This is a genomic window from Arcticibacter sp. (genome assembly GCF_053551015.1).
Window position 1 is genome coordinate 321956 of sequence record NZ_JBMQOB010000021.1, and the last position, 18405, is coordinate 340360.

Below are 18405 nucleotides of genomic sequence, written 5' to 3' on the forward strand. Positions count from 1 at the left end.
ATCTAAAATTGTAAAACCGAATATGCCCTACCAGATAGTGTCTATTGATGAAATAGATCGTTGGAATTTATATATCGAAAGGTCTCTTCATTCTGATTTTTATCATACAGGAGATTATCACTCGCTGCAAACCAAAGGCGAACCCCTTTTATTTGTTTTTGAACATGATGACGTACTGATCATGTTTCCTCTGCTAAAAAGGAAGATCGAAAATACGGAATTCGTAGACTTTACATCGGCATACGGATACTCCGGACCTCTTTCCAATCGCGAGTTTACGGAGCTAGATGCATCTGTGATGGATCGCTTCAAAATGGAATTTCTACAGTTTATTGCCGATCAGAAATGTGTTTCGGTATTTGCCCGTCTTAACCCCTTTATTGACCATTGTATGCTGCTCGAGAAGTTCGGCGGTGTCTATGAAAACGGTAAAACCGTATACATGGACCTGACTGTTCCGCTCGAAGAGCAAAGAGGGCACTATGAAAAGCGGCTGCGGAGGAGAATCAAGCAACTTAGAAGAAAGAACTTTCGCATAACCGAGGGTAAGGACACTCATGAAATACAACTTTTTATGGACTTATATCATGAGAACATGGATCGCTTAAACGCTTCACCTCATTATTATTTTGATGAAAAGTATTTTACAGGCCTGCTCAACACCGACAGATTCAAGAGTAAGTTGCTGCTGGCTTACGATGAGAATACACTGATTTGCGGAGCGATCGTAATCTACTCACACAGGATTATCCGAAATCACCTCTCTGCAACCCATCCTGGTTATCTTAATTGTTCACCAGGCAAACTATTAACAGATGAGATCAGCTTACTCGGGCGTGATTTGGGATTGGAGTACTTTCATCTTGGCGGCGGAGTAGCGGGACGAGAAGATTCCCTCTTCCAATACAAGTCTTCTTTCTCTAACCTGTTCCTGGAAGATAAAGTATGGTGTTATGTTGCAGACCCGCTGGCCTACGAATACCTCGTAGAGATGAGGACACCTGAAGAAGCAGTCGAAATACAACATTTTCCATTATACCGATGCTAGCCATGCATCACCAGACGTACCCAGATCTGTTCTCCTCCATTTTGAAATAAAACATTACCTATGAAAAACAAATTTGAGTACTCCGGAAAGAAGATCGAGGACTTTAGTGAAGCGCTTGACTTGTTTGGGTGGGTCATTTACGAAAACGTACTGACGCCCGAATTTGTCGATGTTGTCAATGAATCCCTCAAGGCCGCCTATCAGGTTAGAAGGGCTATTCAGATAGAAAATGGAATAGGCGAGAATACCGACGGTACACTGCACCATCTTATCGACCGGGACAATTTCGCTCTTGAATTTCTGGGCCGCGGATACTTCTCTGAGGAAATTGAACGATTTCTTAAAGGTAAGTTTATCGTGAACTCATTTGGTGCGGTAATAAATTCTAAAAACATCCAACAGTATGTCCAGAAAATACATCGCGATGTAAGATCATTCACCGGAGATATAAAGATGATGATTCAGATGCTCGTGGTACTAGATGACTTTACCGAAGAGAATGGTGCTACCTATTTTCTTTCCGGTTCTCATAAACGAGATGGCCTCCCTGATCATGACTACTTTTATAATAATGCAGTAAGAGCAATAGTCAAAAAGGGCGGTATTATTATGTTCGACTCTAATCTATGGCATGCTGCAGGGTCCAATACAACGGATAAAGTAAGGCGCGCACTCACCATTGGCTTCACCCCCCCATACATCAAACAGCAATTTGATTATCCGCGGAGCCTGGGTTACGAATACGGAGAAGGCTTATCTGATAATCTTAGACAAATAATTGGTTATAAGTCGCGTATACCAGCAACACTATACGAGTATTACCAGCCGCCGCATAAAAGAATGTATCAACCGGGGCAGGGCTAACCAGTGTTTTAACTGCCCGCCGCCCCGTATCGCTCAAACAAATAAATGATGCCCGAAACATTATCCGTCAAAGCCCTCGGAGGGTATATAGAACTGCAGCTTCCTGAGGTGCAGGAATACTATCCGAATTTTATAAAGCTGAATACCGCCCGAAACTGTCTCGAATATATACTCAGAGTGCAAGGCTATACATTAATCTACATACCCTACTACACCTGCAATGTGGTGCTCGACGCGGTTAAGAAGATAAATATTGCTTACCAGTTTTATCACGTCGATGTTCAATTAAATCCGGTGCTCGACTTCACTGTGGCTCCAAATGAGTGCCTTCTTTATACCAACTATTTCGGTCTGAAAGAAAATACAGTGAAGGCACTTAAAGAAAAGATCGACAATCTTATTGTCGACAACGCGCAGGCGTTTTTCTCCGTCGCTCTGCCAGGCGTCGACACCTTCTACTCCTGTAGGAAGTTCTTTGGCGTGCCGGACGGCGCTTATCTCCAGCTCAGTAGCGAAGATCGTTTGAGTCTCACCAGCGATGTATCGGTATCAAGGTTCTCACATCTGATAAAACGTATCGACTTAGGCGCAGAACATGGCTACGCAGATTTTATCGCCAATAACGTAGATCTGGAAGATAACGAAATAAAGAATATGTCTGCCTTGTCCCGGAGAATGATGAAAAGCATCGACTATGAAGCATGCCTGGAGGCGCGCAACGACAACTTCAATTATCTTCATCGTTCGCTGTCTTCTTATAATGAATTGGCTGTCGACCCTGATTCAGTAAACGGTCCGATGGCCTATCCTCTTCTGGTACCTCATCAGGGTTTAAAGACCCGACTGATCGCTCAAAAAATATTTGTTCCTACCTACTGGCCCAACGTGTTAAATTGGGTGAGTAGTGATTCAGATGAATTTTACCTCGCGGAGCATCTTCTTGCTCTGCCCATTGATCATCGTTACGATCGAGACGACATGAACCGCATTATTGATACCCTTAAAGAACTGTTATGAAACACGCTGTCTACCTGAGGCCGCTTGAGCTGGAAGATGCAAAAATATCTTATAAGTGGCGCAACGATCCCGATGTCTGGAAGTACACCGAAGCTAGACCAGACCGCCACATCACCTATCACATCGAAAAAGAGTGGTTGGAAGGTGTTCTAAAGCGCAGATCTGAGCGAAGATTTGCGATCTGTCTAAAAGGTACTGATCGGTATATCGGAAATATCCAGCTGCTCGGCATTCAAAGAAAAAATGCCCGTTTTCATCTGTTTATTGGAAATAAAACATACTGGGGAAAGGGGATAGCCAAAGAAGCATCATCACTGATTCTCCGGCATGCATTCACAGAGCTGGACTTGCGAAGGATAACCCTTGAAGTTCATAAAGATAATCTTCCCGCACGATCAGTCTACCAAAGGATGGGCTTCGTGCAGACAGAAGAGAAAGGCGACTTTATGGTGATGATGCTCACGCGGTCTAAATTCATTAACTATATCTGGTCCTGATTCTTAGCTTATTCCCATTTGTAATTTACTCAACTAAGGCGAATGCCTGCCGCCTGGCTTACTCTGGAGTCTACATCTCAAATCTATTTTAACTCTCCTATGAAAAAACTGATTTATAACGAAAAAGCATATTCCCGCTGGCTGATATTGATGATCGATCAAGTGATTGTCGCTTGGGCTCTCTTAACCTCTTGTCTGATCGTTAACAGGTTCGAGTATCTGGATTTTTTTACTTTCAGTACCCTCTGGTATGTGGGGCTTTACAGTGCGATTGCCTTGACGGTGTTCGTCACCATGCGCATCCACACCGGAATCATCCGTTACTCGAGCACGGAGGATATATTCCGGGTGTTTATGGCGGTGATGATTGCAAGCACGCTTTTTGCCGCGGTCAGCAAGTTCGTGATCATGCCGAAGCTCAACGGAGTCGACCAGTGGATCTATCTCGCTCTTCTGTTAAACTTTTTTGTCTCCACTTCTGTGTTGATCATCTTCCGCATCAGCATTAAGCATTTCTTCGCGTATTTGAAGCAAGATCTTCAAATAGAGAATTCAAGAGAGGTGGTGCTCATCTACGGTTCTGACAGCTCGTCTATCCTGATGAAAAGAGCACTTGAGTCAAGACGCGAAACAGGGCTCCGAGTCCTGGGCTTTATAGACGACAGGCAAGACAAGGTAAATAAATCTATAGAACAGAAAAAAGTTTATCCTTCTTCCTGCATCGCGTCTTTAAAGACGAAGCATGCAGTGCAAAAGCTTGTGGTAATGGACGATTATCATGATGTGAAAGGAAGGCACGAGGCCATCGAAAAATGTATAGAATCAGGAATAAAGGTGGTTTCTGTTCCTCCTTCGGGACAATGGCTGGATGGCAGGCTTATGTTAAAGCAGTTTCGCGAAATCAGGATCGAGGATCTTCTGCAGCGCGAGCCTATTATACTTAACAAAAGCAATATCTTCAAAGAAGTGCGCGGGAAACGTGTACTTGTTACAGGTGCCGCTGGCTCTATCGGGTCGGAAATAGTGCGCCAGGTACTCTCATACAATCCCAAGTTCGTGGTTCTGTTCGATCAGGCGGAAACACCCTTGCATGAATTACAACTTGAGCTGGAGGATAGATATCTGGGAGCTGCAACCCGAATCTTCATGGCCAACATCCAGAATGAAAGGCGCCTGCGAACCATGTTTGAGCTCTATCAGCCCGAAATTGTCTTTCATGCAGCAGCATGTAAACACGTGCCTATGATGGAGCATAATCCTTCAGAAGCGGTGTTGACCAATGTCTGTGGAACAAAGAATCTGGCTGACCTCGCCGTAGAATACCAGGTTAAGAAGTTCGTGATGATATCGACCGATAAGGCGGTGAATCCCACCAACGTAATGGGTGCTTCCAAACGTATAGCCGAGATGTACACGCAGTCATTGAGTAACTACCAATACACTACCCGCTTTATAACTACGCGCTTTGGTAATGTGCTTGGATCTAATGGTTCCGTAGTTCCCCGCTTTAAGAGTCAGATTGAAAAAGGAGGGCCAATTACCATTACCCATCCTGAAATTACCAGATTCTTCATGACCATCCCCGAGGCGGTACAGCTCGTGATGGAAGCATCAGCGATCGGGAATGGGGGAGAAATATTTATATTCGATATGGGAGAGCCAGTTAAGATCGTCGACCTTGCAGTAAATATGATCAAACTTGCAGGGTTATCTCCGGATACAGATATTCCCATCGTGTTTACGGGGCTCCGTCCTGGTGAAAAGCTATATGAGGAGCTTCTTAACAAGGAAGAACATAACATTCCTACCGATCATGCCAAAATCAAGATTTCAAAAGTGATTAATTATCAGTTTTCCTACGTGCAGGCTGAGATAGAAGCGTTGCTTTTACTGGCGAAGAATAGCAGCGACCAGATGCTTGTCAGGAAGATGATGGAGATCGTTCCCGAATTTAAGAGCACTAATGTCATCTACTCTCAACCCGAAATTGCAGAGCTTTTATGAACAGTGAGCAGCGATGAGAAATTTTTTCAAAAAATTGTTCATGTCCGTTTTGGCATAATATGTGAAATTTCCCGATTTTAGTGAGAATTATCACCCCGAAATTCCTCATTTATCGAGGAGCTTAGACCCCAAAAACGATTATTTTCAAAAAAAATAAAGTTTTTTGAAAATTTTTATAGGTTAATTTAGTTTCAATATCAGGCGTTGGATTTTGCGTTTTCGTCTAACGATTTTCGTACTGTTTAATGAATGTTACGTGCGATTAATTCTGATGAGGTTTTCTCGAAAGTGTTCTTGTAAGTTACTTTTTAATTGCTTTTAAATTAGTTGATTACATAAAAAAGTAATTCATATTTCCAAGTTTTTCTATGGTATCCTTTTGCGGTTGTTCCCGTTAAAAGGACAAAACCATATGAAAAATGAAAAATTTTAATTCACAGTCCACCTTGTTATTCTCCTCTCTACTTGCATCTGTACTGCTTTTTAGCAATTGTAAAAAAGACGTTGAGACTGAGTTTACACCTTCAGTTGAAGCAGTTTCTGCAACCTCTTCAAAGAAACTTGTATTAAATCCACTTGACTTGAGCTCAGCAAAATCTGATAATGGTTACGCTGTATTAATAAAACGCGCTATCCCTGAGTCTATCAAAGGAGATGACGCAAAGAATCCTAAAGCTTCCATTGTTAGGATATTTGAAAATGGTAAAGAGCTCGGAGCCGCACACGCCAGCCACGGTGATATCAGATCTATAGGAAAAGGCCAGTTCAGCCACTGGGGAACAAGCCTTATTTTTTCCGCATCAGATAATACAGATCCTCGTAAAAATGGCAGATCTTACACATATGCCGTGGGTGCCGGATCGATTCCCGTTGCCGAGGAGAAACTTCCTGTTGCTGACGAAAAACTTCCTGTTGCTGACTTGGAAGCTAAGCGTTCAGGAACACCAATCGGCTTCGCTAACGTTAACGGTAAAACAACCGGTGGCGAGGGTGGACAAACGGTTATCGTGACTACCTTGACTGAGCTTACAAAAGCTGTTGAATCTACTTCACCACTGATTATCAAAGTCAAAGGAACAATCACAGGTAGCGGAAGTGTATATGTGAAATCAAATAAATCTATTATAGGTACTAATGGCGGTACATTGAACGGTGTCGGCCTAAAAATATTCTCAGTCTCCAATGTGATTGTACAGAACCTGACTATCAAGAATGTTGTAGCTGGCTCAGACGATAACGACTGCATAAATATTAAATACTCTGACCATATCTGGGTCGACCATTGTGATTTGTTCGCAGATAGAAATAACGGTTGGGAATACTATGACGGTCTGATCGACATCACTAAGAAATCATCATACATCACAATCTCCTGGAGCAAACTTCACGATACTTATAAAGCGATGCTGCTGGGTGTAAGTGAGAATGATAAAGGCGGAATCAAAGTGACTCTTTACAACAACCACTTCTACAACTTAAACGAGCGCGTTCCATCTATGGTAGCAGGAGAAGCCCACGTATTCAACAACTACTTCTCTAACGTGAATGGTTATTGTGTAGGATCAAGAATCGATGGTATAGTTCGTACAGACAACAACTTCTTCTCAAACTGTTCAACACCTATCGATACGTACCTGGGCGGAGACGCAGTTGGTTACATCAGCGGTTCTAACACCAATTACTATGATAAGAGTGGTTCAAATGATATCCGTACAGTCGAAAAATCATGGACAGCTCCATATCAATATAAATCAGCTCTCCTAAATGCTAAAGATGTGCCTGCAGTAGTAACAGCAGGAGCAGGTCCGACACTATAGGGCCGGTTCTAACATCAAACGTCCAAAAGCTGCCAATTGGTAGCTTTTGGCGTTTTGATGTTTTTGGGCGCCGATAACAGGTAAGTTAGATCATTTCAAGTTTGCTCTAAACAATGATTATATGATAAAAACTATTTATGAAGAAACAGAATGGAAGGCCATCATTCAACGTTCTCACTGTTACGATTTTTACCATACCTGGTATTACCATAGCCTGGATAAAAGCGGCTGTCCGATCTTGCTCCTCTACCAATACAATGAAGACTTTATCGCATTTCCGCTGATTCGGAAATCGACTAATACGGGCAGTCAACATCTGGCTTCAGCTTATGGCTATGTAGGCCCCGTTTCAAACAAAAAGTTTCACGATATCAGTGAACAAATGCTTATGGGCTTTAGAGATGCCTTCTTCTTGTATCTTAAGCTGGAAGGATATCAGCAAGTGACAGCAAGACTAAGTCCCTTTCTGGACCAAAATTTTTTGATTAATACTTTAGGAGGGAACCTTGCTGAAGGAAAAGCCGTCGTGCTCGATCTTTCCGTTCCTATAGAATATCAGCGGAAGAACTATAGAAGGAACCTGATGGGGAAAATTCGAAAATTAGAGCGAAAAGGCTACTACGTAGGAGAGGGAAATGGCGAAGCCGATCTTCGCACCTTCATCTCCATCTATCTGGAGAATATGAACCGTATTGGCGCTACAGATGTCTACCTGTTCAATGAGCAGTACTTTTTCGATTTTTTAAAGGCTGATGATTTCGAAGCTAAATTGTATTTCGTATTTGCCGGAAACGAAGTCATTTGCGCCACCATAGTCACCTTAACCAACGGGTTCATTAACGGCCACCTGATCGGGACCCGTAACGAGTATCTTTCAGAGTCCCCCGCCAAATTGCTTGTCGATCAGCTAAGTATAATCGGCCGGCAACTCGGTATGAAATATTTCAATCTTGGCGGAGGCCTGAACTTCAGGGAAGATCAGCTGTTTAGCTGGAAATCGGGTTTTTCCAGGTTGTTTTTTAGTAGTGAAAAGTGGACATTCATTCAGGATGATGCCGGAAATTCTGTTAGCCAAACTAAAACCGGCCCGTCCGAGCAAGAAGCATTAGTAAACTAGTCGCTCAGGAAAGCTCATCTTTCCGAGGTTAGGCTTCAATATTACCCATCTGAAGGCTCCTGAAGGCGCATTGTTCGTCGAAATATGCTCCTGATATTCCGAGTGGACCACAAAAATCCAGAAAAATGAAAATTATACCTAAAAAACTTTAGAATATTGCTTAATATTAGGATTAAAACCTGGCATTTTAATAAATGTGATCAGAACTACTAGAATCCCGTTTATAAACTCTATGAATTAATCCATTATGAGAAAATCTTTTCTACTTTTATTTAACCTCCTGCTATGCGTGGCGGCTTTTTCCCAAACCCCGATCAGGGTGTCTGGTAAGGTTACCTCTGCATCTGATGGCTCATCCGTAATGACCAGTGTGGTCATTAAAGGTACTAAAACCGGTATTTCCACCGACATTGAGGGGAACTACGTCTTTCCGAATGTTCCTTCGAACGCGGTGCTCGTATTTACAGCCATTGGCTATACAAAGCGGGAAGTTCCCGTAAATGGCCGGACTGTCGTTAATGCCGTCCTTCAGGAAAGCATGCAGGAACTCGACGCCGTCATGGTGGTGGCTTACGGAACGGCTAAAAAAGGTACCTATACCGGTTCGGCTGCTAGCATCAGCCAGGACAAGATCAAGGAAACGCCCACCACCTCGTTTCAAAGTGCATTAACCGGCCGCCTGGCTGGGGTGCAGATCAATCAGCAATCGGGACAAGCTGGTTCTACCTCAAGCATCCGCATCCGGGGTATTGGGTCAATGAACGCGTCCAATGAACCCCTTTACGTTATCGACGGCGTACCTGCGGTCTCCGGAAACGCGGGTCAGCTCAGCGATTATACCAATGCCACCAATGACATCATGAGTTCAATCAATCCATCTGATATTGAATCAATCACCGTTCTGAAAGACGCAGCGGCATCATCCCTCTATGGCTCCCGTGCTGCAAATGGTGTGGTCGTGATCACAACTAAACGCGGCAAGCAAGGCAGGCCTGTAATCAACTTCAAGTCTTCGTTAGGCCTGACGCCTTCCTGGGCTACAGACAACTACGAAGCAGCCGGCGTACAGGAACAAACGAATATGCTGTACCGGGTTTTTCATGATCTGAACACCTCAGCCGGCAGAACAGACCAGTTTGCCAATACAAACGCCCTAACCCGTCTCAACCAGCGCTTCAACAGGCACGGGTACTACTTCGAGACGGCGGGTACCGGATTATCCGAAAACGTGATCATCAAAGGGATGACTGATGGTATTGTCAACAGGGAAGGAACTTACTTTGACTGGGAAGACGCGCTGTTCAGGACCGGAACTTTTCAAACCAATGATCTATCCCTTAGTGGCGGAGATCCGAATACAACCTATTATTCTTCTTTATCTTACACCAAAGATCAAAGCAGAATAAAGGTCAACGATTTCGACAGGGTCACCGGACGGATTAATCTTGCCCAGAAAGTTGGTAAGTACGTAGAATTCATTACAAACGTGAACGTTGCCAGAAGTGAGCAGTCGGGCTACAACGATACCCGTGCCCTTGGCACGAACTACTTCCTGCAGTCCCGTAACCTGCTGTTCCCTTTCTATTGGCCTACTGACTATAAAACCGGCCAACCCTACACGCTCAGGTACGGGAGCTTTGCCTATAACGCCGAGTATTACGATAAAGAGTGGGAGAACAGCTCCGTTACCCGACGTATTACAGCTAACGAAACGCTTAACATCAAATTACTTCCGGAGCTGACATTCAGATCGGTTTTCTCCTATGACAACTCGCAGATCGCCGACAATATCTACTACAGTCCTGTTCATTTCAACGGCTCGGCCACTAACGGGACTGCCTCAGCCCTCACGACCAATATGAACAAGCTGGTATCTTCGTCGACATTGAATTTCAACAAAGAGTTTGGTTCTCACTCCCTTGGATTGCTTGCGGGTTTTGAGGTTGAAAAGAACGAAACCGATTTTCAAAGGGCTACCGGAACAGACATGCCTTCGAGCGCCTTGCACACTGTCGCAACATCAGGTGCGCAGACGGCGAGCGCCTATACATGGGGTAACTCTATCGTTTCTGTGTTATCACGCGCTGAATACAACTATGCCCAGAAATATTATGCGTCCGCGTCGTTCCGCCGGGACGGTTCATCACGACTGGGACCGGATTCCCGCTGGGGCAACTTCTGGTCGGTCGCAGGATCATGGAGGATCAGCCAGGAAGAGTTCCTGAATAACTCTGAAACAATCAGCAACCTCAGAATCCGGGCATCGTTCGGAACAAACGGAACCACACCATCAGCCAACTACGGCTGGAGATCTCTTACCAGCTATACGTCCAGGTACATGGGCCAGGCAGGCGGTGGGATCAGTACCATTGCAGATCCCTCGATCACGTGGGAAACCAACTACTCCACGAATGCAGCCCTGGAATTCGGTCTCTTCGGCGACCGCTTGTCGGGTACCATCGAATATTTTAATCGCGACTCCAAGGAGTTGCTTCAGGATGTACCCATCTCCCTGGTTACCGGATTTAGTAGTACGCTAAAGAACGTAGGGGAGCTTAATAACAGGGGCTTTGAAATGGAGCTCGGTGGTGATATCATCAGAAAAGAGGGGCTTAGATGGAGTGCCAGCATCAATGCTGCATTCATCAAGTCGAAGGTGACAAAACTGTATTCAAATGGCACCCAGCCACAAGGGCAGGACATTATCTGGTATGATCCTACGGGCGGCGATACAAGAGCTCAGTTCATCTACCGTGAAGGTCAGCCCACACTCAGCTTCTATGGCTATGAATGGGGCGGCGTCAATGCTGAAAATGGCCGTAACGTATGGTATGTTAATGGCGAAAATCCGCAGGATGGTGACTTTCAATACAACGGAAGGGGAGCTACATACGACTTTACAACGGCGAATTTCAAAATCCTTGGCGATGGTACCCCTGATGTCTATGGTGGTTTAAACACTGACCTGGATTATAAAGGATTCAACTTAGCCCTTAACTTCAACTACAAGATAGGCGGTAAGCTTTACGATGGCGCCTACAAAGACATGGCTGACGACGGCTATTATTGGGAAAGGATGAGATCTCAGGATTACTACGATAACATGTGGACTCCTGAAAATACCAGCGGTACGCTGCCTAAACTGGATGGTAACGACCTGACCGATCCGCAGCAATACAGCAGTCGTCAGATGCATGACGCAAGTTTTCTGCGACTTAAGAACGTTACGCTTTCTTATAATTTGCCTAAGGCTCTGGTTAACAAGATCCGTGTCTCCAATGCCAGGATTTACGCTAACGGAATGAACTTATTAACGTTCTCCAAGTACAAAATAGCAGATCCGGAAGTCAATCAGTACGCCACAAGAGGATGGGAAACCCCGTTTGGTAAGACCTATACTTTCGGTGTTGAGTTTAGCTTTTAATTTTAAAGGACAATAAGATGAAAAGAATACATATACTTCTTGCGGGATTGATCTCAATCAGTTTTTTCTCCTGCAAAGATTTTCTCGATGAAAAACCTACTAATTCCGGTGATGCGGAAGTTGCCGTTCAAACTCCCGCCGACGCAAAGGTGATCGTTAACGGCCTTATGCGTAACATGACCAGTGCCAACTATTACGGGCGAAACTTCATTATGTATGGTGACGCTAAAGGTGGCGATCTGACCATCTCTTCGCAGGGACGCGGTCTTGACGCCTTTTACACGTTCAACCACGGCGTAAGCACGAACAGTTATTCCACTTTCTGGTCGCAAATCTATTTCTGCATTATGCAGGCTAACAGTTTGCTGGAAAGTATTGGGAAGATTGAGGCAAACGGGCCGGTTGCAGGGTTTGACACGTATAAAGGACAGGCACTAACGGCCAGAGCTCTGATGTATTTTGATCTTGTAAGACTTTATGGAAAAGCCTATGATGACGATAAAACGTCTTACGGCGTGCCTAACGTGACAGGAAGGCTGGGTACAGATGCTCAACCCCTACGGGCCTCGGTAGAGGAGAACTACAAGCAGATCCTGGCAGATCTTACCGCCGCGGCACCTCTGCTTCCTAAAACAAGGGCTAACGGTTATATCAACTACTATGCGAATCTAGCCCTGCAAAGCCGGGTCTATCTTTACATGAAAGACTACGCCAATGCTTTGAGAACAGCGGAAGAACTCATCGCCAGCAATGCTTATGTGCCATACACCAACGCAGCATGGGTAGACTCTTGGAAAAGTCAGTTTGGTTCTGAGTCTATCTTTGAGCTTGGTATCTTTCCGAGCGAAGGAGATCTGGAAAACGGATCACTTGGATTCTATCTGAGACGCCGGTCACACGGAAGTACAAACGCATTGGGGTGGTTTATGGCCAGCGACAGTTTCCTTCAAAGGTTGAATCAGGACCCGAGGGACGTTCGCTGGGGAGTGATGAGCAACGACGAAACCTCGACAACACGCCTTGGCTCTTTGTATAAATACAGCGGAAGCACATCATTGGCGGGCGATGGAAAAGCTACCGGTTCAGCAGTTAATATCAAGGTCTTCCGCCTGTCTGAAATATACCTGATTGCAGCAGAAGCTGCTCTCACTTCAGATCCCGCAAAGGCAGCGACCTACCTGAATGTGGTGCGCCGCAGATCTCCTTCGCTGGCTCCTGCTACTGCAGGAACGGTTTCCCTTGACATGATTGTCGATGAAAGGAGCAAAGAGCTGTTTGGTGAAGGGCACCGTTTCTTCGACATGATCCGTCTGAACAGGAACATTACCTTCAACGACGAGTTTGGCGACCTGACGATACCGCACCGTGAAAAAACAATCAACCGGTCGTTCTACAAGACTCGTCTACCTATCGGCCAAGCCGAAATCAACGCTAATCCGGGCCTGAAAGCCCAGCAAAACGAGGGATATTAAATAAAAACATCATAAAGCAGAAAAGGACCGGCGTTGCCGGTCCTTTTCTGCTTTATTTAACTCCCGGGAACCAGCCCGGAGTTGTCTTGATCACCTGCCACAGGTATTGCGGAATGACCAGATCCAGCCGCTGCTGATCATTGTCAACATCCAGCCTGTTTTGAATCGTAGACTCTTCTTCGTTTTCAATTTTCTTAATAAAATCCGGGTCCATGATCAAACCTCGTCCCAGTGCTATAAAGGCGATGCCGCTCTTTAAAGCATCAAGGGCCTCATCGGCAGAATAGACCGCACCCACACCAATCAGTGGCGCGCGACCAGCCAGCTTTTCATTGATAATTTCAAGCCTTGAACGGGTGTCGTTAGTTCCTCGTCTGGACTTTGAACGGTAGTCGGTCAGCGATACGTGCAGATAATCGAGTTCTTGGTCTGCCAGGGTCTCTACTAACTCCAGAGTTTCGGCCATCGTAATTCCCGGAGTCTCCGGTTCCTCCGGAGAAAAGCGGTAACCTACGATAAAAGGCGACTTCGCATGTTCGGCAACTGTTTGCTTCACTTCGCGGATCACTCCTAGTGGAAAGGTCAGACGCTTTTGAAGGTCACCTCCAAAGCGGTCAAAGCGCCTGTTACTATAAGGAGAGAAAAATTGCTGGATCAGGTAGCCGTTGGCTCCATGTATTTCTACTCCGTCAAATCCTGCTTCTATCGCCCTGCGCGTCGCTTCGCCAAAGTCGCGGATAATAGACTCGATCTCGTATTCTTCCAAAGCACGTGGAACGGCTCTTTCTGCCGTATTATTCTGCGCTTCCGGAGCAACCGCACTGGCACTTACAAGGTCTCCACCCGGAATAAGTTCAGGAGGGCATAGCTTGCCGCCGTGAAAGATCTGAAGGATGGCCTTTGCTCCGCCGCTTTTCATGGTTTCAGCCAGTCGGCGGAGTCCTGGAATCTGGGCGTCGTTATCCGCGCCGATCTGTCCGTGGAAGCCTTTTCCTCCGGCAGTCACGTAAGCGACGGCTGAAACGATCACGCCCGGTCCGTTCGCGCGTCTTTTATAGTATGCTAATTCTTCTTCTGTAATAGTGCCGTCTTCGTTATCGGAGGCAAAGTTGGTCATCGGTGCCATCACCAGCCGGTTGGAGATTTCAACGCCGTTTGCGAGTTTGAAAGGTTCAAACAGAGCTTGATATTTTGGATTCATTTGATTGGAAGTAAACGTTTGCCTGATTCTATCTGACGCTGAGCTGCACGTCAATATTCCCACGGGTGGCGTTTGAATACGGACAAACCTGATGCGCTTTGTGTACGAGGTCTTCCGCCTGCGCTTTCTCTATCCCCGGGATTTCAACATCAAGTACCACCGACAGTCCGAAGCCTCCCTGGTCAAGTTTTCCGATACTCACTTCTGCTGTCACGGAAGTGGTTCCAGTCTGTACCTTCTCGTTTCTGATAATGAGATTAAGGGCACTGTCGAAGCAGGCAGCATATCCTGCTGCGAACATCGTTTCCGGATTTAAATAGCTGCCCTCCGGACCGCCCATGCTTTTTGGGGGACGAACATCGGCATCAAGGGCGCCATCTGCAGATTGAACATGACCATTTCGGCCTCCTGTCGCTGTAGCTTTCGCTGTATACAATTTATCCATTTTGAATATTTCTATAGTCTTAATTGTGAACTATAGATGATATAACATTTAGGGCAAAATTGTTTTACCTCTTTTTCTCTGCCGCATGTCTGCTTAGGATGAGACTGTAAGGTGATGAAGTACGGTACGGTAGAGTTCATCTGGCAGGAAGGGTTTTACAACCATGTCGTTCATTCCTATCGCCAGGATTCTTTCATTCACTTCATTCGGAAGATTCGCAGTCAACGCAATGATCGGGAGCTGTATTCCCTGGGCACGGAGTCGGATGCTGGCCTCATATCCGTCCATCACCGGCATGTGAAGATCCATCAGGATGAGATGATGCTTGTTGACATCCAGCTTCTCAATCGCTTCCTGCCCGTTGGTGGCCACTTCGATGGTTGCACCCCAGCGCTTTAGAAAGGATTGTGCGACCAGGACGTTCATCGGAGTATCTTCTACCAGTAGAATGTGAACGCCTGTCAGCGGCTTATCGTGCTCCTCCGGAAGAATACTCACTTTTACCGCATCGCCTTTGACGGAACTTTTGTCGAAAACCTGTGTGAAATAGAATTCAGAACCTCCACCTTCTTCGCTGTTGAGCTCAAGTATGGAGTTCTGTAATTCCAAAATACGTTTGGTAATAGCAAGCCCTAATCCCGTTCCGCCAAAGCCCCGGGAAGTGGACGAATCTGCCTGCGTAAAACGTTCGAAGATCAGCTTTTGCTTCTCCTGCGAAATCCCGATTCCGCTATCTTTTACCTGGAACTTTAATGTGATCCGCTCATCATCCTGGTGCAATACAAAGACGTTTAACTGCACATAGCCCACCGGGGTGAACTTAATGGCATTATGGACCAGATTCGTAAGGACCTGCGAAAGACGCGTAGGGTCTCCGAGCACCTTGTGGCGAAGCGAAGGATCAATGTCGACCGTCAGGCTTATGTCCTTATCCTTGGCAGACCCCTGCAGACTGGTTACGATATTCCGCGCGATGGAAGATACGTCCATCTCTATTTTCTCAAATGAAATCTTGCCGGCCTCAATCTTGCTGTAATCGAGAATGTCGTTTACGATGGCAAGAAGATTGTTCGCAGAGAAAAGCATGACCTCCAGATGCTCTACCTGATCCGTTCGGGGCTTGTTCTGCAGGAGAAGGTGACTCATCCCAATAACCGAATTCAGAGGAGTGCGGATCTCATGACTCATGGTACTTAGGAATTCGGTTTTTGATATCAATCCCTGCTCCGCTTCAACACGTGCTTTCTTCAGCTCAAACGATACCCGGTGTGCTAAGACGAGCGACTGCAGGAAGAAGAAAATAATATAGCAGAAGAAATTAAGCAGCTGAAGCTTGGGGGTCAAGCCCCAGTAGTACAACAGGGAGATGGCAAATACGGCCACGATTGCAAACGTACTCAGCAAGGCAAAAGCAGATCCGGGTAATTTCTGCACGTAGGCTTTTGCATATATATACGGTACATAGATCAGGCAAAATGCCATCAGCAGGAGGAAAGGATTGATCAGCTGGGTAAATAAGATAGGAGGGAAGAAGAGGGAAAAGAGTGCGAACCCAAAGCAGAGGGTGTAGATCAGGCGTACCAGGTTTCGATTTGATGTATCCGGATACAGGTAGCAGGTATACATCGCAAAGATGCCGATACCTGCAAACAGCGTCATGTATTCAAGTCGTGCTGTAATATACCAGTTGATTCCGGGAAGAATAGAATGGAGCGTGTAGTCTCCGATCCCAAAGATTCGGTAACTGAACACCAAGGAATACAGCGCGAACATCAGGATCGCTTTATCGCGGTTTCCCATAATGAACAATCCCAGAAAGTAAAGCCCGCTCATCAGCAGACAGCCCGTCAGCAGCAGATCTATTGCCATGTACTGCAGCTTGCGTAATCTGAGTGGGCCGGTCTGGCCTATCTCCATATCTTTGCTGATGCCGCCCTTGCTATGCACAAAGTTCGCAATCTGAAGGGTAATGTTCAGCGTATCGATATCAGGAGGGATGTTGATGATCCGTGTTTGCCAGTAAGGAACGAAGTCCTCTTTATTAGTAGCCACTTTCCCGTTCTGCGAAACCAGTTTATCGTTGAAGTATAGCCGGTAAGCAGAATACACGTCGGGAACAGCCACACTTAAAGGAAGATCGGTTTTTGGCATGATTATGCGAAGTGTATAGGTGGCGTATCCGAAGGACGGCAGTTTCTCGCCCTTCCACATAGATCCATGCCACAGAAAAGGGAACTCCACCAGCTGCGGCCGTTCAGCATTTATCTCCGCACCGGGTTGAACCAACTGCTTCCAATAGAATTTCCACTGTCCTTTCAGTTTGAGTATCGATTCAAAGCTTTCGTTTCTTAAGTCGAGATGAGCACCAGTCGCACGTGCGGATCGCTCAGCAAATGCTGATGTCCATATGAGGAGAATGACGAGGGTAACGACGAAGCGTAAAGGGACTAGGAAAGGACGTATCATTATTCTAGTGCAAAAATACTATTGTGGGAAACGGTATGCAAATTTTCTTCTCATTATACAGGTGCGTAAATGTTTGATTTACAGATTAGGATGTTAATGATGCTGTCGGTGTTGCTGCAGCTGTTTTCTACAGCATGTATTCTTTTATCCTATTATACGCTCTGTAGCGCGATAAGAGTGATATAATAATAAGCATACAGGATTATGTCAGTGCGGCTTTGTCGCTCTCGTCTGTAGAACATCCTTAGTTCATCGCTATATCTGCCAGCTACCAGCCTCGGATCAACTTCGGATCAGCTTCGAGAAAACGCGATGTTTATCCGGAGCAGATGCGACTCTGGACCACGGCTAATCAGTGACAGATATAGGCTTGGTCACCAGCGGGTATATTGGAGGTATTTAGCTATGCTGTTTGTAATATATAGCTAGGCCGATGTGAGCTATGATGAAGGTGGTCCTGGTGTGTAATGAGGCCGGAAGTGATATGTGCGGATATGACACCCTGATATTCTATATATATGTGCGGTGTAGCATAGTGGCAAGTTATATACATTGTGTTGGATAGGGCAGGAGACACTCGATATTTCGATCTTAAAACGATTCTTGTAAAAGAAAAATGCCGGCATTCAAGGCTTAACTCACATTTATCTACCCTCTTTGACCTCATTTCTGCCCGGTCACCACTTCTGCATACAGACACCCTTTCACCCAAAACACCCCTTTGCAACCGATATTTCCCCCATCAGCATCACTAATGCCTGCCTTTACACGCAAAGCTCAAAAAATGTTTGACTTTTCTGCACTTTTTAATTCCCTGATTTAAAAGGCGCTGAGTGGCTCAGGACGTTTAGAAAGCACCTTTTGTTAAAATAAAAGCACGAAAGACTTGCAGGGAATAGGAAAAGTTCCCATCTTTGCAGTCCCAAAACGAACGAGGGATTACGAAGCGCAAGGCAGAGTGAGAGTGATTGAAGAGAAGAAAAAGAAGGAAGAAAAAAAGTTCAACTTTTTTTTGGAAATATCAAAAACCTTC

General features: G+C 45.5%; 12 protein-coding genes. 9 read left to right on the forward strand and 3 right to left on the reverse strand.

All coding sequences use genetic code 11. The annotated features are described in order from the left end of the window. Positions 1–22: 22 nt before the first annotated feature. The 9 genes from ACO1NU_RS15270 to ACO1NU_RS15310 all read left to right on the forward strand — a co-directional run bounded on the left by ACO1NU_RS15270 (position 23) and on the right by ACO1NU_RS15310 (position 13260). Positions 23–1048: a GNAT family N-acetyltransferase gene (locus ACO1NU_RS15270; protein ID WP_448819357.1), complete on the forward strand. Its 1026-nt coding sequence runs from the start codon at positions 23–25 to the stop codon at positions 1046–1048. 60 nt (positions 1049–1108) lie between these two features. Next, complete coding sequence (locus ACO1NU_RS15275) at positions 1109–1912, forward strand: phytanoyl-CoA dioxygenase family protein (protein WP_448819358.1); 804 nt, start codon at positions 1109–1111, stop codon at positions 1910–1912. A gap of 45 nt (positions 1913–1957) precedes the next feature. Then, complete coding sequence (locus tag ACO1NU_RS15280; protein ID WP_448819359.1) at positions 1958–2929, forward strand: hypothetical protein; 972 nt, start codon at positions 1958–1960, stop codon at positions 2927–2929. Continuing rightward, positions 2926–3426 (forward strand): GNAT family N-acetyltransferase, encoded by a 501-nt coding sequence (locus tag ACO1NU_RS15285; protein WP_448819360.1) that lies wholly within the window; start codon positions 2926–2928, stop codon positions 3424–3426. Before ACO1NU_RS15280 ends, ACO1NU_RS15285 begins: the two co-directional genes overlap by 4 nt. Positions 3427–3525: 99 nt before the next feature. Further along, positions 3526–5430 (forward strand): polysaccharide biosynthesis protein, encoded by a 1905-nt coding sequence (locus ACO1NU_RS15290; RefSeq protein WP_448819361.1) that lies wholly within the window; start codon positions 3526–3528, stop codon positions 5428–5430. 419 nt (positions 5431–5849) lie between these two features. Continuing rightward, entirely contained in the window at positions 5850–7247 is a 1398-nt protein-coding gene (locus ACO1NU_RS15295) for a pectate lyase family protein (RefSeq protein WP_448819362.1), read from the forward strand. 121 nt (positions 7248–7368) lie between these two features. After that, on the forward strand, positions 7369–8364 hold the full coding sequence (locus ACO1NU_RS15300) for a GNAT family N-acetyltransferase (RefSeq protein ID WP_448819363.1): 996 nt from the start codon (positions 7369–7371) through the stop codon (positions 8362–8364). Between the two features lie 247 nt (positions 8365–8611). Then, positions 8612–11788: a SusC/RagA family TonB-linked outer membrane protein gene (locus ACO1NU_RS15305; RefSeq protein ID WP_448819364.1), complete on the forward strand. Its 3177-nt coding sequence runs from the start codon at positions 8612–8614 to the stop codon at positions 11786–11788. Positions 11789–11805: 17 nt separating this feature from the next. Beyond that, positions 11806–13260, forward strand: coding sequence for a RagB/SusD family nutrient uptake outer membrane protein (locus tag ACO1NU_RS15310; RefSeq protein ID WP_448819365.1), 1455 nt, complete (start codon positions 11806–11808; stop codon positions 13258–13260). 52 nt (positions 13261–13312) lie between these two features. On the opposite strand, the gene ACO1NU_RS15315 is transcribed toward ACO1NU_RS15310, so the two are convergent. The 3 genes from ACO1NU_RS15315 to ACO1NU_RS15325 form a co-directional block, all read right to left on the reverse strand. Next, the gene (locus ACO1NU_RS15315; RefSeq protein WP_448819366.1) at positions 13313–14461 is read right to left on the reverse strand and encodes an NADH-dependent flavin oxidoreductase; all 1149 of its coding nucleotides are present in this window, start codon (positions 14459–14461) and stop codon (positions 13313–13315) included. A gap of 28 nt (positions 14462–14489) precedes the next feature. Further along, the gene (locus tag ACO1NU_RS15320; protein WP_448819367.1) at positions 14490–14906 is read right to left on the reverse strand and encodes an organic hydroperoxide resistance protein; all 417 of its coding nucleotides are present in this window, start codon (positions 14904–14906) and stop codon (positions 14490–14492) included. Between the two features lie 93 nt (positions 14907–14999). After that, positions 15000–17372 (reverse strand): ATP-binding protein, encoded by a 2373-nt coding sequence (locus ACO1NU_RS15325; RefSeq protein ID WP_448819368.1) that lies wholly within the window; start codon positions 17370–17372, stop codon positions 15000–15002. Positions 17373–18405: the final 1033 nt, after the last annotated feature.

Bases quoted from the DNA above. Each gene is read 5' to 3' on its own strand.
- ACO1NU_RS15270 (WP_448819357.1), top strand. From the start codon at position 23: ATGCCCTACCAGATAGTGTCTATTGATGAAATAGATCGTTGGAATTTA.
- ACO1NU_RS15275 (WP_448819358.1), top strand. From the start codon at position 1,109: ATGAAAAACAAATTTGAGTACTCCGGAAAGAAGATCGAGGACTTTAGT.
- ACO1NU_RS15280 (WP_448819359.1), top strand. From the start codon at position 1,958: ATGATGCCCGAAACATTATCCGTCAAAGCCCTCGGAGGGTATATAGAA.
- ACO1NU_RS15285 (WP_448819360.1), top strand. From the start codon at position 2,926: ATGAAACACGCTGTCTACCTGAGGCCGCTTGAGCTGGAAGATGCAAAA.
- ACO1NU_RS15290 (WP_448819361.1), top strand. From the start codon at position 3,526: ATGAAAAAACTGATTTATAACGAAAAAGCATATTCCCGCTGGCTGATA.
- ACO1NU_RS15295 (WP_448819362.1), top strand. From the start codon at position 5,850: ATGAAAAATTTTAATTCACAGTCCACCTTGTTATTCTCCTCTCTACTT.
- ACO1NU_RS15300 (WP_448819363.1), top strand. From the start codon at position 7,369: ATGATAAAAACTATTTATGAAGAAACAGAATGGAAGGCCATCATTCAA.
- ACO1NU_RS15305 (WP_448819364.1), top strand. From the start codon at position 8,612: ATGAGAAAATCTTTTCTACTTTTATTTAACCTCCTGCTATGCGTGGCG.
- ACO1NU_RS15310 (WP_448819365.1), top strand. From the start codon at position 11,806: ATGAAAAGAATACATATACTTCTTGCGGGATTGATCTCAATCAGTTTT.
- ACO1NU_RS15315 (WP_448819366.1), bottom strand. From the start codon at position 14,461: ATGAATCCAAAATATCAAGCTCTGTTTGAACCTTTCAAACTCGCAAAC.
- ACO1NU_RS15320 (WP_448819367.1), bottom strand. From the start codon at position 14,906: ATGGATAAATTGTATACAGCGAAAGCTACAGCGACAGGAGGCCGAAAT.
- ACO1NU_RS15325 (WP_448819368.1), bottom strand. From the start codon at position 17,372: ATGATACGTCCTTTCCTAGTCCCTTTACGCTTCGTCGTTACCCTCGTC.